14 protein-coding genes and 1 pseudogene are annotated in these 15733 nt (G+C 43.7%); 5 read left to right on the top strand and 10 right to left on the bottom strand.

All coding sequences use genetic code 11. The features are described 5' to 3' along the window. Positions 1-138: 138 nt before the first annotated feature. The 8 genes and pseudogenes from OCU30_RS14155 to OCU30_RS14120 form a co-directional block, all read right to left on the bottom strand. Positions 139-332 (bottom strand): annotated as a pseudogene (locus tag OCU30_RS14155) (hypothetical protein). A gap of 145 nt (positions 333-477) precedes the next feature. Then, positions 478-1113 carry a LysE family translocator gene (locus OCU30_RS14150; RefSeq protein ID WP_077314410.1) on the bottom strand — a complete coding sequence of 212 codons (636 nt, stop codon included), beginning with the start codon at positions 1111-1113 and terminating at the stop codon, positions 478-480. Positions 1114-1258: 145 nt separating this feature from the next. Next, positions 1259-1678: a GFA family protein gene (locus tag OCU30_RS14145; RefSeq protein ID WP_077314411.1), complete on the bottom strand. Its 420-nt coding sequence runs from the start codon at positions 1676-1678 to the stop codon at positions 1259-1261. A gap of 104 nt (positions 1679-1782) precedes the next feature. Further along, a complete protein-coding gene (locus OCU30_RS14140; protein WP_235861856.1) occupies positions 1783-2442 on the bottom strand; it encodes a hypothetical protein in 660 nt (219 codons plus the stop codon). A gap of 10 nt (positions 2443-2452) precedes the next feature. Then, a complete protein-coding gene (locus OCU30_RS14135) occupies positions 2453-3001 on the bottom strand; it encodes a biosynthetic peptidoglycan transglycosylase (RefSeq protein ID WP_139343484.1) in 549 nt (182 codons plus the stop codon). An 803-nt stretch (positions 3002-3804) separates the two neighbouring features. Beyond that, positions 3805-4995 carry a mannonate dehydratase gene (gene uxuA / locus OCU30_RS14130; protein ID WP_077314413.1) on the bottom strand — a complete coding sequence of 397 codons (1191 nt, stop codon included), beginning with the start codon at positions 4993-4995 and terminating at the stop codon, positions 3805-3807. 57 nt (positions 4996-5052) lie between these two features. Then, positions 5053-5811: an FCD domain-containing protein gene (locus tag OCU30_RS14125; RefSeq protein WP_077314414.1), complete on the bottom strand. Its 759-nt coding sequence runs from the start codon at positions 5809-5811 to the stop codon at positions 5053-5055. A 90-nt stretch (positions 5812-5901) separates the two neighbouring features. Beyond that, the gene (locus OCU30_RS14120; RefSeq protein WP_205408821.1) at positions 5902-6888 is read right to left on the bottom strand and encodes a TRAP transporter substrate-binding protein; all 987 of its coding nucleotides are present in this window, start codon (positions 6886-6888) and stop codon (positions 5902-5904) included. Positions 6889-7220: 332 nt separating this feature from the next. Between OCU30_RS14120 and OCU30_RS14115 the strand changes: the two genes are divergently transcribed. The 5 genes from OCU30_RS14115 to uxaC are packed head-to-tail and all read left to right on the top strand — an operon-like array spanning position 7221 to position 14300. Next, positions 7221-7673, top strand: a complete 453-nt coding sequence (locus tag OCU30_RS14115; RefSeq protein WP_235861857.1) for a TRAP transporter small permease — start codon at positions 7221-7223, stop codon at positions 7671-7673. Between the two features lie 9 nt (positions 7674-7682). Further along, positions 7683-8984: a TRAP transporter large permease gene (locus OCU30_RS14110; protein ID WP_077314417.1), complete on the top strand. Its 1302-nt coding sequence runs from the start codon at positions 7683-7685 to the stop codon at positions 8982-8984. A 44-nt stretch (positions 8985-9028) separates the two neighbouring features. Next, positions 9029-11419 carry a glycoside hydrolase family 31 protein gene (locus OCU30_RS14105; RefSeq protein WP_077314418.1) on the top strand — a complete coding sequence of 797 codons (2391 nt, stop codon included), beginning with the start codon at positions 9029-9031 and terminating at the stop codon, positions 11417-11419. Next, positions 11416-12891, top strand: coding sequence for a mannitol dehydrogenase family protein (locus tag OCU30_RS14100; RefSeq protein WP_077314419.1), 1476 nt, complete (start codon positions 11416-11418; stop codon positions 12889-12891). Before OCU30_RS14105 ends, OCU30_RS14100 begins: the two co-directional genes overlap by 4 nt. Next, positions 12888-14300 (top strand): glucuronate isomerase, encoded by a 1413-nt coding sequence (gene uxaC, locus OCU30_RS14095; RefSeq protein ID WP_077314420.1) that lies wholly within the window; start codon positions 12888-12890, stop codon positions 14298-14300. Before OCU30_RS14100 ends, uxaC begins: the two co-directional genes overlap by 4 nt. Positions 14301-14372: 72 nt before the next feature. Here uxaC and OCU30_RS14090 read toward each other — a convergent pair whose 3' ends face one another. Then, positions 14373-14591 (bottom strand): DUF6500 family protein, encoded by a 219-nt coding sequence (locus tag OCU30_RS14090; RefSeq protein WP_077314421.1) that lies wholly within the window; start codon positions 14589-14591, stop codon positions 14373-14375. 116 nt (positions 14592-14707) lie between these two features. Then, positions 14708-15307: a glutathione S-transferase family protein gene (locus tag OCU30_RS14085; RefSeq protein WP_077314422.1), complete on the bottom strand. Its 600-nt coding sequence runs from the start codon at positions 15305-15307 to the stop codon at positions 14708-14710. Positions 15308-15733: the final 426 nt, after the last annotated feature.

Below are 15733 nucleotides of genomic sequence, written 5' to 3'. Positions count from 1 at the left end.
TTAGACAATGACGTTGTCGGCAATCACTACTTAGCTTTGCATTGCATACAATAAGAACACCCACGGTACCCATAACCTCGAAACTGTAAAAAACGGCACTTCGCCGTTAACGGTGTGTCCCAGCTAATTATTCGCGGTTTATTCTTCCACGAGTATTTTGGTCAAAAATGCAAGCGACGAATCCATTGGATAGTTGTCTAGAACCATATGACACTTGTAGTCTTGCTTTTCGTAGAAAGGCCTTTCAAGAAGGGCGTGTTGTGTTTGATTAAGCCACTACGAATTTCATTGATATCACTATCTGACGGTTCAATCTCTAGTTTATATTCCATGTACTTCCTTATAAAATATGGGTGTCTTATTTATTATTGGTTAGAAAGATAGTTGTGATCCTAAACTCAATGCTAAGAGACGGTACTATGTGGAATGACAATATGGCGAAAAATTAACGATTGACGCCATACTCGTTTGTTATATTTATGACCTTGAACTAAAAAGGATCCCACCACCCATCGTAATAAACAATCCACCTGTAATTTTTTCTAGTTTATTTTCGAAGTTTGTCGCGCTTAGCTTTTGTCCTATGCGACTCACTATCAATGCATACCCCAAATGAACACTTGTCACAATAAGACATATTGAAATATACATTACGGCAAACTGCTCAATATGAGAGTGATGGGTATCGAGAAACTGTGGCAGAAAAGCAGACAAAAATATCAATGTCTTCGGGTTGCTGACGGACACAAAAAAAGCCTGTTTAAATAATGACCTTGAGGTAAAAGCTACTGGTGTTAGCTCCATTTTAGGTTGTTGAAGCGTTTTTGTGCTTATTGACTTAAAACTTTTCAAACCAAGGTAAATTAAATATAGTCCTCCTGCACATTTCATAACAAAAAACCACGCTGGAAGCTGAAACAGTAACCCACCAACCCCGATAGCAACTAAGCTAACAATGATCAACTGACAAAATAAGTTACCGAATATTGTAACTAAAGCGGACTTCCAACCATATTGAACGCTATTTTTAAGCACAAGCAATACGTTTGGTCCAGGGGATAAAGTTACAACCAGGTACGCAAGTGTAAACATAATCCAGACTTCAAAACTCATTGAACACTCCACTTCGCTTAATAAAAATATAACGCCTTGCTAACCTGAGCCATGCCGGGAGCGTAGTGTAGCCCATAAAATGCACGCAGTGCATGGGCGAAACGAAGCGGAGGTATGGCTTCAGGTTGAGCAATTTGTTAGGCATTTAAGCACCCAGGTTTGGGGGTAAAATTTCAAACTTAGGCACTCCTTCAGGAAACACCGCCCAAATTGGAGCTGAAGCTGTATAAATTGCCATTGCTGGTACAAACTCATTTGAATTATTTAAAGTGGATACGGCAACTGAATAAAAATTACCTACTGTAACTTCTGCGCATATTGTTACCCCGCATTTTTCACAGAATAAATAATTCATGTCTTTTCCTGAACTCCCCTTACGAGTAAAGATAACAGGACTACCACTAACAATTTTAAAATTATCTTTTGGAATCCATACCCCAAACAATTTATCCGAACCAGTAAGAATTTGGCATTCTTTGCAATAGCAAAACAGCGAATTTATTGGTTCACCTTCAATAGAATATTTTAAGTTTCCACACCCGCAACTACCATTTTTTTCGGACATTTTTTCCTCCTTGATAAATTCGATTGATGACTAACGCTTGCAACAGCAGCAAACTGAGAGCCTAAGCGATTAGTTTGTCTGTTGGTTGCTCTTGTTAGTTTTCTTTATTCAAATCCTAAAGATACCTGCCTAACATATGAATCCCATGATTTATAACAACGAATTGAGGCATGTGAAATTTTCGGAGCATTATCCGTTATATCTAATTTTTGTTTTAATAAATACATTGTCTGAGATATATTTCTAGTAAGCGTATATTTTTCTCTATTTGGGATAACATTACAGTCAATAAAGCCTCTATTGATGTTTTTTGGACACCTTTGTAAATTATTTCTCCAAAAAGTATTTTCTCGATCATTTGATGCTTGTATTAATTCACTCTCATACTCAAATGACCATTCATTAAATTCACTTGTTATTCTTTCAAATAAACCTGAAGAAACAATAAATATATCCAGGTCTGAACCTTCATTAAATGGATTACCCATTTTTTTTGGAGAAAGAGACTGACCAAGTCTTGCGCTGCCAGTTAAATTTATTTCTTTCGGTTCTACACTGAGCCGAGTCCCAATCCATAACCTGAGCGCCTCATATATTCCAGGACAATATCTAAATGCATATGGAATGCCTTCCGATAACCACTGTCTAGCAATCGCATGCTTAGCTAACTCGCCCCCCCTCTTTGCTGCATCTAGGATTAACTTTGCTTCGGGATATGGACTAACAACATCACGAAGCTCATTAGATATTTTAAAAGGTTCCATCTTTTTTCCACTATTTAGTTAATTTAGTTCTTTCTAAAAGATAATTAGTACGCATTTGTATTAAATTTTCTTTTATTTCATTATAATGTCTGGGTTGTGGGTATTTTAACCTTGCAACAATTGATGCTGCACTATAATCATCCAACTTAGAATAATTTACACCAATCTGATGACACGCTTGTTTTACGCCATGCATATTCCATCCAAAATACGCCACTAACAAATAGGTCCTTAAAATTTGTTCCTTGCTGTATTTTCTTGTTAACATAAAAGCTAAAATGATTTCTATTAATTTCCTTTTTAGTGTCGGTTCATATTTTTTTATAATGGTGCGCACAAGCTGCATGGCAATAGTGGAACCGCCTTGCCGTGATTTTCTGATATTAGAGCACCAAAATGCTCTTAATAATCCAACAGGGTCACAACCATAATGAGACCAGAATCGATGATCCTCTCCAATAACGAGAAACCAAAGCAAATTATCTGATAGCTCTATTTTCTGATTTTCAAGCCTACATTTTTCCATTTCTCGGCAAATTAAACGCCATTCTTTTTTCAAATTTTTCTCAATACCTGACTATGAAAACTAACATTTTAATAGTGCGCATGCGCGTTTACACCGAGCTTCAAAGCTCAAACATTTGACTCTAAAAACCTGTTTTAAAGACGCTTTTAAGACTTATCCCAAAGCAACTCAAAATACAAATTCGAGCATGCGCGTTATATCATTTTTCCACAGCACGTTATTCTGGCTGATAAACTGGTTAATGATTGATCTTAATACACTTTCCTTGCTGCTTTTATGACAAATCAAGCAACTAAACCAATGCTTAGATCATAAAAACAGGCACCTAATTTGCGAAGAATAAAATAAACGGACTCTATGGACAGTAAAAGGCAATGTATCCTTAAGGAATCCGCGATGTCTCCACTCCATTAATGCATCACCTCAGAAGCCCCGGAAATCGAAAACGTTCAAGAGTCGATTATTAAATACAACAACTGGGTAAGAGTATTTAGGACTCCCCCACGCTACCGCCATACCTTGCTAGTAACAAAGCGTGTGAATAACAATTAATTGCATAAACTTATATCAAAACTCGCGTGTGATGCCCATCCAAAATTTAATAAAAAGAGACATGGATGAGAAAAACATCTTTGACATGAATTTTCTATTAATTATTTATAATCAAAATAGTGAAAGTAGAATGGTTCATCAGTGCTGATTTTAGTGCCGCTTTAAGCATTATTTGTTTGGGGTTTAGATAGCCCCCCAATCACCGGTATCGTGAAATAACGCATAACAAAAAGGAGCCTTGATGGCTCCTTTTGAATATCATACGAGTGGTACAAGTAATGCGATTATCGCAAGGTTGGGAACAACGCCCGCTTTAAGCCAAGCTCCATGCCACGGACTTCCGCTAACCCGCGTAAGCGACCAATGCAAGAATATCCGGGGTTAGTGTCTTTGTGTAAATCATCAATCATTTGATGACCGTGATCGGGGCGCATTGGGATGCGGTTAGTATCGCCAACCTGCTGACGACGTGCTTCTTCCGTCAACAGCGCTTTAACCACATGAAACATGTCTACATCGCCCTCTAAATGTGAGGCTTCATGAAACGATTTAGGATTTTCTTCACGCTGGGTAGAGCGCAAATGAGTAAAGTAAATTCGTTCACCAAAGGCTTCAATCATCGCAGTGAGATCATTATCTCCTCGCACGCCATACGAACCGGTACACATGGTTAAGCCATTCATTTTACTTGGCACTGCTTGAGTCAGCTTTTCAATATCCTCAATGGTCGAGACAATTCTCGGCAATCCTAATATCGGACGCGGTGGATCATCAGGATGCACCGCAAGCTTAATGCCATATTGTTCACACGTCGGCATTAGCTGCTCAAGAAAAGCCACCATGTTGGCACGTAACTGCGCGGCATCAATCCCGGTATAGCGATCTAATTGCGCTTGAAACTCCGCCAAGGTGTAACCTTCTTCTGCGCCCGGTAAGCCCGCGATGATATTATTAATCAGTTGCTGCTGCTTTGCTTGCGGCATTTTGGCAAAACATTGCTGAGCGAGCTGATATTCTTCGTCGGTGTAATCGTTTTCTGCGCCCGGCCTCTGCAACAAAAATAAATCAAACACGGCAAATTCAATTTGATCAAAACGCAGTGCCAATGAGCCATCCGCCAGTTCATATTTGAGATCGGTGCGCGTCCAATCCAATACGGGCATAAAGTTATAACACACGGTATCGATGCCGCATGCCGCTAAATTCACCAAACTCTGCCGATAGTTATCAATCCATTGCTGATACTGACCACTGCGCGTTTTGATCTCTTCATGAACGGGCACACTTTCCACCACAGACCATGTTAAGCCTTTCTCTTCAATGATGGTTTTGCGTTCTTGAATACTCTCAATACTCCACACTTCACCATTAGGGATATGATGCAAAGCCGTGACAATACCCGTCGCTCCTGCTTGTTTTATATCATTCAAAGAGACAGGGTCATTTGGGCCATACCAACGCCATGTTTGTTCCATATTCTTTATTCCTATCTGTATTAATATAAACTCAGCAAAACCAAGGGAGCCCCTTCATTAACGAAATAAAAATCCATCAAATTCAGGGTCATCGACATCGGAAAGTTCAAATAATGTATCTTTTACATGCTCAATGTGAGCCCACATGGCATTGCGCGCCAACTCGGGATCGCGGCGCTGCAGTGCATGAAGTATTTTTTCATGATCATCAATCCACCGGTAACGATATTGATTATCGTGAATATGAGTATGCAGCTGTTGCCACATTGGGCTTTGCTCTCGGCGACGCCAAAAATCGTAAACAATATCGCTGAGCACACTATTTTGAGAGGCTTTAGCAATGGTGAGGTGAAACAATTTATCAAAATCATAATCGTCCTCATCCAAATTATTTTCGAGCGATATCCGATCTTTTTCGAGGTACTCCCGTAACAGCGAAATATCACTTTTGGTAATATTATTCGCAGCAAAACTCACAATTTGGCTTTCGATCACCTGTCTTGCTTGTAGCAACTCAAACGGCCCCACATCATTAGAACGTTGCTCATCATCGCCATTATCCTGCGGTAAGTGAGTAATATACACACCTGAGCCTTTACGCACTTCGACCAAACCTTGTAGTTCAAGCATGATGATTGCCTCTCGGACGACAGAGCGGCTCACATTAAAGGCTTGCGCAATATCTCTCTCCGGTGGTAAGCGATCGCCAATATCAAACTCACCTTGCGATATACGAGTTTGCAGTTGCAAACCCACTTCTTGATATAAACGGTTTGGATTGGATAAATCGATCGAGACAACGTTATCAATACCCATGAAAGTACCTAATGATTGGTGGTTTATGGTCACTATAGTGAGGCCACACAAATTGGTCAACCAATTGTTGACCAATTATGATTTTTCCATTTAGTCTTGTGCTAATGCATCGATGGCTTTGACATATTTTGCAATCTCTGGATTGTTCAACGCTTTTTCATGTAACGGTTTGACCGCATCAATGAAAGGTTGTTTTTTCACCTTCACAAATTCAACTCCCATGGAATTCTTCGCTTTCTCCATCGACTTTTTGATCACTTTAGTCCACAACTTTTTGTGATACATCATCGATTCTTTCGCCGCTTTACGCATCGCTTTTTGATCATCGGCACTGAGCTTATTCCACGAACGTTCACTAATCACTAAGACATCTGGGATCATGGCATGTTCATCCATGCTGTAGACTTTCGCGACTTCCCCATGGCGTGAAGAAGTTAATGCGGTCGGATTATTTTCGGCGCCATCGACCACGCCTTGTTGCAATGCCGTGTACAACTCACCGTAAGCAAGTGGCGTGGGTGACCCACCCATTAATTTAATCATTTGCACCGCGGTTGGGCTTGGCTGGACGCGAATTTTCATGCTTTTTAAGTCAGCCGGTGAGCGAATTGCTTTATTGGCATAGAAGCTACGCGCCCCACCATCATAGTAGGTTAAACCAATAAACCCTTTTCCTTTGGATGAATTCAGAATATCGCGGCCCACTTTGCTCGTTAGTGCTTTGTAAAAATGCTCTCGGCTATGGAAAAGATACGGAATATTAAAGGCGCCATACGCCGGAGCGAACGACTCCAACTCACTCGCATTCGATTTCGCCATGTCTAAAGCACCATTTTGTAGCAATTCCATGGATTCACGCTGGGTACCGAGCTGGCTGTTTGGATAAATACGAATTTTCACATCGCCATGGGTATATTCCTGGACTTTTTTTGCGAAAACCGTCATCGATTTATGAACGGGATGCGTCCTATTTTGATTATGGCTGAGTTTTAATATGGTCGTTGCAGACACAGAAGCGGAACTGATGATCAATGCCGAACTTGTCACCATCGCGATGACGTTTTTTTTGCTAAATATCATGGTTCTCTCCGTAGGGTATTATTTTCATTATGTCGTTATTGTTCATTTAACATACGAATAACTATTCCTCTTGTGCAACCACAACATCTCAATTGGTTGACCAATACCGCACTTTTAGCGAAAAAGTGGCTAGACCAATAGTAATGAGAACACAGTCACAAGGTGATAAAAGTCATTGTGGTGTAATCAACTCGTCTAAAAATACGGCAATGATAAAAGTAATCAGCCAAAACAGAAGAGTTGGTAGACCAGGAGTCTTTATGACCAAGTTAATTTGTATCCTTAATAAATGCCTCGCTTTTTTTTGTATCTCCCTGAGTGGATGCCTTGTGGTTTGTGTCGTATGGCAAGTGTTTTCGCGCTATGTACTCAATATGCCCAGCACCACCACAGATGAAATGGCGCGCTTTCTCTTTATTTGGGTTGGTTTGATGGGAGCCGCTTATACCGTCGGCCAAAAGCGCCACTTAGCGATTGATCTACTGGATCAAATGCTCGACAACCACGTAACAAAGCAGACCTTATTACGCCTGTTCGTCATTGCGATTAGTTTAACCTTTGCGGGTGTCATTATGGTGTTTGGAGGTTCAAAGCTGATGTTCAATGTATTAGCAAGTGGGCAAGTCTCGCCCTCGCTAGGCATAAAGATGGGCTTTGTGTATATGGCACTCCCATTTAGTGGGGTCATTATGTGTCTCTATCTTTTGGCGGACTTTATTGAACAAGCCTCTGGCTTGTTTCGCCCTACTTCCACGCACTCAACCGCCAGCATCAGCGAATAGGAGCTCACCATGGATTGGCAAGTGATTATTGTTTTATTTGGCACTTTTTTCGTCTTTCTTGGATTAGGTGTTCCCATCTCATTTAGCATCGCAATTTCCTCGCTGCTGACGATCATGCTATCGCTGCCTTTTGATTCCGCCATTGCGGTCATCTCGCAGAAAATGGCATCAGGATTAGATAGTTTTTCTTTACTCGCGATTCCGTTTTTTATCTTAGCGGGCAATATTATGAATCAAGGCGGGATTGCCCTACGCCTGATTAACTTTGCCAAAGTCCTCGGTGGGCGCTTACCGGGCTCACTTGCCCACGTTAACGTGCTCGCCAATATGATGTTTGGTTCTATTTCTGGCTCAGCCGTTGCATCCGCGGCGGCGGTGGGTGGCACTATGTCACCTCTACAAGAAAAAGAAGGCTACGATAAGGCGTATTCGGCCGCGGTTAATATTACTTCGTGCCCAACAGGCTTGCTCATCCCACCCAGTAACACGTTTATCGTTTACTCACTCATCTCCGGTGGTACATCTATCGGCGCGTTGTTCCTCGCCGGATACATCCCAGGGTTAATTATGGGATTAGGGTTAATGCTCGTTGCCGCCATTATTGCACGTAAACGCGGCTATCCAGTCTCCGCTAAGCCCACACCTAAAATGGTGTTGCTCAAAACCCTGGATGCGCTGCCAAGCTTAGGACTTATTGTTGTCATCATCGGCGGGATTATTGGCGGTATATTCACGGCTACTGAGGCATCGGCCATTGCCGTTGTTTATACGCTGATACTTTCATTTGCGATTTATCGTGAAATTTCTCTCAAGCAATTACCCGCGATTATTTTAGAGTCTGTGGTGACCACGTCTATTGTGTTACTACTGGTTGGGGCCTCCATGGGGATGTCATGGGCGATGGCCAATGCTGGTATTCCTTATATGGTGAGCGATGCATTGATGGCTGTTTCTGATAATCCCATCATCGTTTTATTGCTGATAAACCTCATCTTATTGGTCGTTGGTATCTTCATGGATATGACCCCTGCTCTGCTGATTTTTACTCCGATATTTCTTCCTATCGCCCTCGATTTAGGCATGGATCCGGTGCATTTTGGCATCATGATGACGTTCAATTTATGTATCGGTATTTGTACGCCTCCGGTCGGCAGCGCACTGTTTGTGGGATGTTCGGTCGCGAAAGTGAAAATAGATAAAGTGATTAAACCATTATTGCCGTTTTATGCCGTATTGATCCTCGCATTGGCATTAGTCACATATGTTCCCCAGGTGAGCTTACTGCTGCCACAACTCTTTTTAGGCTACTAACGAGCACAGGGTTAGTGATAACCCGCGATAGTAAAGGACAGATTATGAAAACGTTAAAACAATGGCAATGGCTCAGTAATAAAGAGAATGAAGTCATACTAAGCTGCGATAATCAGCACACGCTGCATATCTTTATACTAGAGCGCGACATTTTTCGCGTGCTCATCAAAAAAAACCAATCGCTGCGCCTGAATCGAACTTGGACCATTGCTCCTCATCAAGCCGATATTGCTTGGCAAGGCCGCGATCGCATGTCCTGCGATGGGTTTAGCTTGCCTGAGTACCAAGTGACTCAACATAGCGATGCCTTGGAAATCACCACCGATCAGCTCAAACTGACCATTACGCAGCCACTGCAAATGCAGTGGGCGACGAAAGTCGGCAACGAGTGGCAAACCATCGCTCAGGATCGTAAAACTGGCGCCTATCAGCTTTCTCCCCAGCGCGACGACGTTGCCCACTTTATGCAGCGTGCTCCCAGTGATGACTACTACGGCTTAGGAGAGAAAACCGGCGATCTCAATCGGAAAAACCGCCGCTTTGAAATGCGAAATCTCGATGCGATGGGCTATAACGCGCAAACCACTGATCCGCTGTATAAACACATTCCGTTTTATATCACTCGCACCGAATCTGGGGTAAGTTATGGCTTATTTTATGACAATCTAGCCTCATGTTGGTTTGACCTAGGTAACGAGCTCGATAACTATCATGCGCCTTATCGCAGTTATCGCGCTGAAGATGGGGATTTGGATTTCTACTTCATGCTTGGGCCCAGCGTCTTAGAAGTGACGCAAGCCTTCACCGCAATGACGGGCGGCACGTTATTTGGCCCGAAATGGAGTCTAGGTTATAGCGGTTCGACAATGCGCTATACCGATGAGCCCAATGCCCAACAACTGCTTGAGGGGTTTGTTGATCAGTGCCATGACCACCAGCTGCCTTGTGATTCCTTCCAATTGTCTTCCGGATATACATCTATCGAAGACAAGCGCTATGTCTTTCATTGGAACACCAGCAAAGTTCCGGATCCGCAAGCGATGTCGGCCTACTTTCATACTCACAATATGAAACTCGCGGCCAACATAAAACCGTGTTTGCTGCATAACCACCCGCTATACCAAGAAGCCAAAGCGCAGCAATTATTTATTCAAGACTCCCAATACGACACACCAGAAATCTCCGTATTTTGGGATGACGAAGGCTCGCATCTCGATTTTACCAATCCCAACACCATTCAATGGTGGAAAGATAACGTCACGACCCAGTTATTGCAAAACGGCATTAATTCGACATGGAATGACAACAACGAATACGAAATCTGGGATCGCGATGCACGCTGCGATGGATTTGGCGACCCGATTGCGATTCGCTTAATTCGCCCACTGCAACCCTTGTTGATGATGAAAGCCTCTTATGAAGCGCAAACCGCCTTCGCCCCTGATCTGCGGCCTTATTTAATTTCGCGTTCTGGATGTCCGGGCATGAACCGTTACGTACAAACATGGAGTGGCGATAACCGTACCAATTGGAACAGCTTGCGTTACAACATCAAAATGGGCATTGGGATGAGCTTGTCAGGCTTATATAACGTCGGCCACGATGTGGGTGGATTTTCAGGCGATAAACCCGATCCTGAATTATTTGTCCGTTGGGTGCAAAACGGCATCATGCATCCGCGCTTTACCATTCATTCTTGGAATGATGATGGTACAGTCAACGAGCCGTGGATGTACCCGCAGGTGAGCGACATTATTCGCAGCACTATACAGCAGCGCTACCAACTAATGCCGTATCTCTACACCTTGCTTTGGAAAGCCCATCATGCCAATCAACCAATGCTGCGCCCGACCTTTCTCGATCACGAACACGATGAGCGTACCCGAGAAGAAAGCGATGATTTTCTCTTAGGAGAAAACTTACTGGTCGCCTCCGTGGTGTACCCAGGTCAACGCGAGCGAGAAGTCTATCTTCCCAACAATCACTTAGGTTGGTATGACTTTTATACCCATCAGTGGTTTAGCGCCGGGCAAACTATTACGCGCCCAGCGCCACTCGAACAACTACCACTATTGGTTAAAGCAGGCTCCATCCTCGCAATGAATCCTGATACGAGCGTGATGAATACGCAAGACGATCATCAACGTACGCTATGGATTTTTCCAGCCAAAGGCCAACACAGCTTTAGTGATACACTTTTTGATGATGACGGCGAATCGACACGCTATCTCGATGGGCATCACTGCACGTTGCATGTGACGGTGCACTCATTCGCCGATCGTATCGAAGTAACACTGCACGCTGAAGGGACGTATCAACCAAGTTATCCATTCATCGATATTCAGCTCGCCCAGCAGGAACAACGCTACCTCGTTGTTAATCAGCAAACCGAGCACCGCCAATCGCTACGTTACTCATTACGAGGTGATCTATGAATACGATTGCTAATACCTCACTGAACTCACTGGTTCAGCCGCCTTGTTATGATCGCTCCGCACTGAAACCTCATATTGTACATATTGGCTGCGGCGCCTTTCATCGCGCCCATCAAGCCTTATACACCCACTTATTGGCTGCGCAAACGCCAAGCGCATGGGGAATCTGTGAAGTGTCGTTATTCAGTGGTGAGCCGTTGTTTAGCGATCTTGCCAACCAAGACGGCTTGTATACCGTGCTTGAACAATATAATCAGCAAAAAAGCGCCGAGTGTGTTGGCACTATCGTCGCGTCAGTCAGTAAAAAACGCGATGGCTCACAGGCAATCATCGAACAATTAGCCAGCGTAGATACGCGGATTGTTTCTCTCACCATTACTGAAAAAGGCTACTGCATTGATGCCGCTTCTGGGCAATTAGATCGCGCCAACCCTGCGATTGCGCATGATTTACAGTCTCCTCAAGACCCAGAGTCGGCTATCGGCTACATTGTCGCAGGACTCGCACGTCGCCGCCAATTAGGCCGAGAGGCTTATACCGTTCTATCTTGCGATAACATTCAAGGGAACGGGCACGTGTTACGCAATGCCATTCTCCAGTACGCCAACGTCATCGATACCGAACTGGCGCAGTGGATAGAGCAATACGCTAGCTTTCCCTGCACCATGGTTGACCGCATTGTCCCCGCCGCTACCCAAGAAAGTTTACATTTTGTCGAACAAGAGATCGGAGTCTATGACCCGTGTGCGATTGCTTGCGAATCGTTTAAACAATGGGTCATTGAAGATAACTTTGTGCAAGGACGCCCCGATTGGGACCTCGTTGGGGCTCAGTTTGTTGACGATGTCACCGCTTATGAAGCCATGAAACTGCGTATGCTCAATGGCAGTCACTCTTTCCTCGCCTATCTTGGTGTCCTCGCGGGGTATGAGTACATTGCCGATTGTATGAACAACCCCGATATCTACCGATGTGTACAAACCTTGATGCTGACGGTGCAGGCCCCGACGCTAAACGTGACAAAAGAGCTCGACCTCAACGCGTATGCCAAGCAACTGCTTGAGCGATTCTGCAATCGCTGTATTTATCATCGTACCGAGCAAATTGCCATGGATGGCAGTCAGAAAATCGCCTATCGCTTGGTCAATAGCCTGCGCTATCACTTAGATAATAAGAACGACATCCGCCTACTTGCGACAGGCATTGCCGCTTGGATTCGTTATACCACCGCGACCGACGATCGCGGCGACACCATTGAAGTCGTCGATCCCTTAAAAGACCGCCTCAATCAACTCTATCAGCAGTTCGGTACAGGCGTCGAGGTTGTCCCTTATATTCTCGCACTGGAAGCTATCTTTCCGCAGGATATTGGGCACAATCCAGAAGTGATTGCGGCAGTCAGTCAAGCCTATCAATGTCTACTCGAATACGGCGCTAAACACACCATTGCTCAGCTTGCGGAGGCTCTATGATTCCCTTTTTAACTGAAGATTTTATGTTACATAACGAAACGGGCAAGCGCCTTTTTCATGACTTTGCCGCCGATCAGCCGATCTATGACTATCACTGCCATTTATCTCCGGCCGATATTCATCATGATCGCCAATTTGATAACCTGACTCAGATTTGGCTTGCTGGCGATCACTATAAATGGCGCGCCATGCGCACCGCTGGCATTGCTGAAGAGTTGATTACCGGCCATGCATCTGAGCGGGAGAAGTTCGATGCGTGGGCGAAAACGGTGCCACTCACGATGGGCAACCCACTCTTCCATTGGACAGCGCTGGAGCTCAAGCGTCCATTTGGCATCACCGATACCATACTGACGCCAGACTCCGCGGATAAAATATGGCATCAAACTCAAGACCAGCTCTCTCAGCCTGAGTTTTCCGCCCGTGGCATTATGCAGCAAATGAACGTGAAAATGGTGGGAACCACCGACGATCCAATCGATTCGTTAACCCATCATGCCGCCATTGCCGCGGATGCTAATTTCAATATTGAGGTCAAACCCAGTTGGCGACCTGATAAAGTGTTTAAGGTTGAACAGCCGGGATTTAACGACTATCTCATCGAGTTAAGTCACACCACAGACATCGCCATCCATAACTTTCCCACGCTACTACAAGCACTAGAAATACGGTTAGATCACTTTGCCCAGCACGGCTGCGTGGCGGCCGACCATGGCATTGAGATCGTCCGTTATCATAAGATCCCCAGCGAAGCGACCTTGAATACCATTATGGAAAAACGCCGTAATGATCAGCCATTGAGTGAACAAGAAATCGCCCAATTTAGCACCGCGGTACAAGTTTGGCTCGGCAAACAATACGCTAAACGCCACTGGGTAATGCAGATGCACATTGGCGCAATACGCAATAATAATACCCGTATGTTTGCGCAGCTTGGCCCCGACAGTGGCTTTGACTCGATTGGTGATCAGTTAATTGCTTCGCCGCTCGCACACTTACTTGATGACATGGACAAAACCAACGAGCTACCGAAAACCATAGTGTATTGCTTGAACCCAAGAGATAACGAAGTCATCGCAACGATGATCGGTAATTTTCAGGGGGGCGGTATCGCCGGTAAAGTTCAATTCGGCTCAGGATGGTGGTTTAATGATCAAAAAGATGGCATGCAGCGCCAGTTAGAGCAATTATCGCAGTTAGGATTGCTGAGCCAATTTGTGGGGATGTTAACCGACTCGCGCAGCTTTTTATCTTACACGCGCCATGAGTATTTTCGGCGGATACTCGCTAATTTATTAGGGCAATGGATAGAAGCCGGCGAATTACCGAACGACATCAATTATATTGGTGCAATGCTACAAAATATTTGTTATCACAACGCTAAACACTACTTCGATATCACATCTTAACTGACTTCCCCGAGCTTTACCGCTCGGGGAATCCATCGATTATCGGCTCACCGCTACATAACACACCAACCATTAACACTCAGACTGTACCATCGCTTTAATTTTTCGGGCTTTCTCAAAATGGTCCAATTGATGGGTTTCAATCCACCACTTCGCTGCTTCCATCAAGATCTCTGGTTGGTCATTTTTATTTTTGAAAAATGCGTAAAATGACACACCAACATTCTCCCCCTTGTGAGCCATTTTCTGATCGCAGACTTCAACGATTTTTGTTCTAAGCTCTTCTCTCACTGAGTCATTCCTTGGTTAAGAAACAGGATGATGATGTTAAATACCACACTCAAAGACGGAATTATCTGCGATAACAATATGACGAACATTAGCTATTAACACCATGCCCGTTTGTGTTAGGCGTATGGTTCTGAAGCTGCGACATGGTCATTGGCTCTGATATTCAGCAAATGATTATCGTAAAAGTCGTTGCGCGCACAGCCATGTTGCAACGCTTTTTTGTAGATTGAAGCGACAAATATATCGGCGACACTAAAGCTGCTACCCACTGCAAACCCTGATTCACAACAGATCGATGTACTTAACTTTGCTAAGCATGACATAATCCAGTCACCTCGAAGCTCGCGCTTTGATGTTTCATCTAACTCTGGACGCATGAATCTGAGTACGGTTCGGTTTTGGGGGGAGTGAATGCTGGAGTTTACATACTCACAAACTCTGCGGATGTGGGTTTTGTCATTAAGGTTATCGCCAAATAAGCCGGGATGAGGAAAACGTTCTTCTAAATACTCAATAATGGCCATGGATTCAGAAAATACCGAACCATCGACACGAAGGGCTGGAACATAACCAAAAGGATTGATATCTAGGTATGTTGTCGTTAGTTCGTCAGACCTAACCTCAATTCTATCGTAATGTATTCCCTTAAAATTGAGAACCCACTCAACCCTTTCAGAGCTATTTGACCCTTTTGCACTATATAGTGATACTTCCATATATTCTCCCTCAACGCATGATAGTTATTATGCCAACATGATCGACATTAGTCGTGATACACCACAATGCTTATCATTTTACTTTTACTATAAACTGATGAAAATGTTAATAAAAAACAAATTTTCGTTATTTTATCGCAAACGACAGAGCGCGTCTTCCTAATTGATTCACAACGTGATGGTGTTAGAGAAACGAACCGCATAATAAAAAACACCGACGATAGCAATAGATCACTATTACATTAATCTATTAATTCTTTATTAAAAATAAAGAAAATGAATAAATAAACACCTCATTCAATATCAATAAAGAAGCCAATCCACCACTAAATTCTGTCGTCTACGTTTTTATTTTCGAAAGTTATTCCATCGATTCATGAGTATTGCAGCCACTATTCGGCGACGAAAAACGTTCAGAATAAAATT

Source organism: Vibrio palustris (assembly GCF_024346995.1).
GTDB lineage: Bacteria > Pseudomonadota > Gammaproteobacteria > Enterobacterales > Vibrionaceae > Vibrio > Vibrio palustris.
Note: the sequence above shows the minus strand (reverse complement) of the source record. Positions and strands in the feature narration are given on the sequence as shown.

Coding starts and splice junctions, on each gene's coding strand:
- OCU30_RS14150 (WP_077314410.1), bottom strand. CDS start 1,113: ATGAGTTTTGAAGTCTGGATTATGTTTACACTTGCGTACCTGGTTGTA.
- OCU30_RS14145 (WP_077314411.1), bottom strand. CDS start 1,678: ATGTCCGAAAAAAATGGTAGTTGCGGGTGTGGAAACTTAAAATATTCT.
- OCU30_RS14140 (WP_235861856.1), bottom strand. CDS start 2,442: ATGGAACCTTTTAAAATATCTAATGAGCTTCGTGATGTTGTTAGTCCA.
- uxuA (WP_077314413.1), bottom strand. CDS start 4,995: ATGGAACAAACATGGCGTTGGTATGGCCCAAATGACCCTGTCTCTTTG.
- OCU30_RS14125 (WP_077314414.1), bottom strand. CDS start 5,811: ATGGGTATTGATAACGTTGTCTCGATCGATTTATCCAATCCAAACCGT.
- OCU30_RS14110 (WP_077314417.1), top strand. CDS start 7,683: ATGGATTGGCAAGTGATTATTGTTTTATTTGGCACTTTTTTCGTCTTT.
- OCU30_RS14105 (WP_077314418.1), top strand. CDS start 9,029: ATGAAAACGTTAAAACAATGGCAATGGCTCAGTAATAAAGAGAATGAA.
- OCU30_RS14100 (WP_077314419.1), top strand. CDS start 11,416: ATGAATACGATTGCTAATACCTCACTGAACTCACTGGTTCAGCCGCCT.
- uxaC (WP_077314420.1), top strand. CDS start 12,888: ATGATTCCCTTTTTAACTGAAGATTTTATGTTACATAACGAAACGGGC.
- OCU30_RS14085 (WP_077314422.1), bottom strand. CDS start 15,307: ATGGAAGTATCACTATATAGTGCAAAAGGGTCAAATAGCTCTGAAAGG.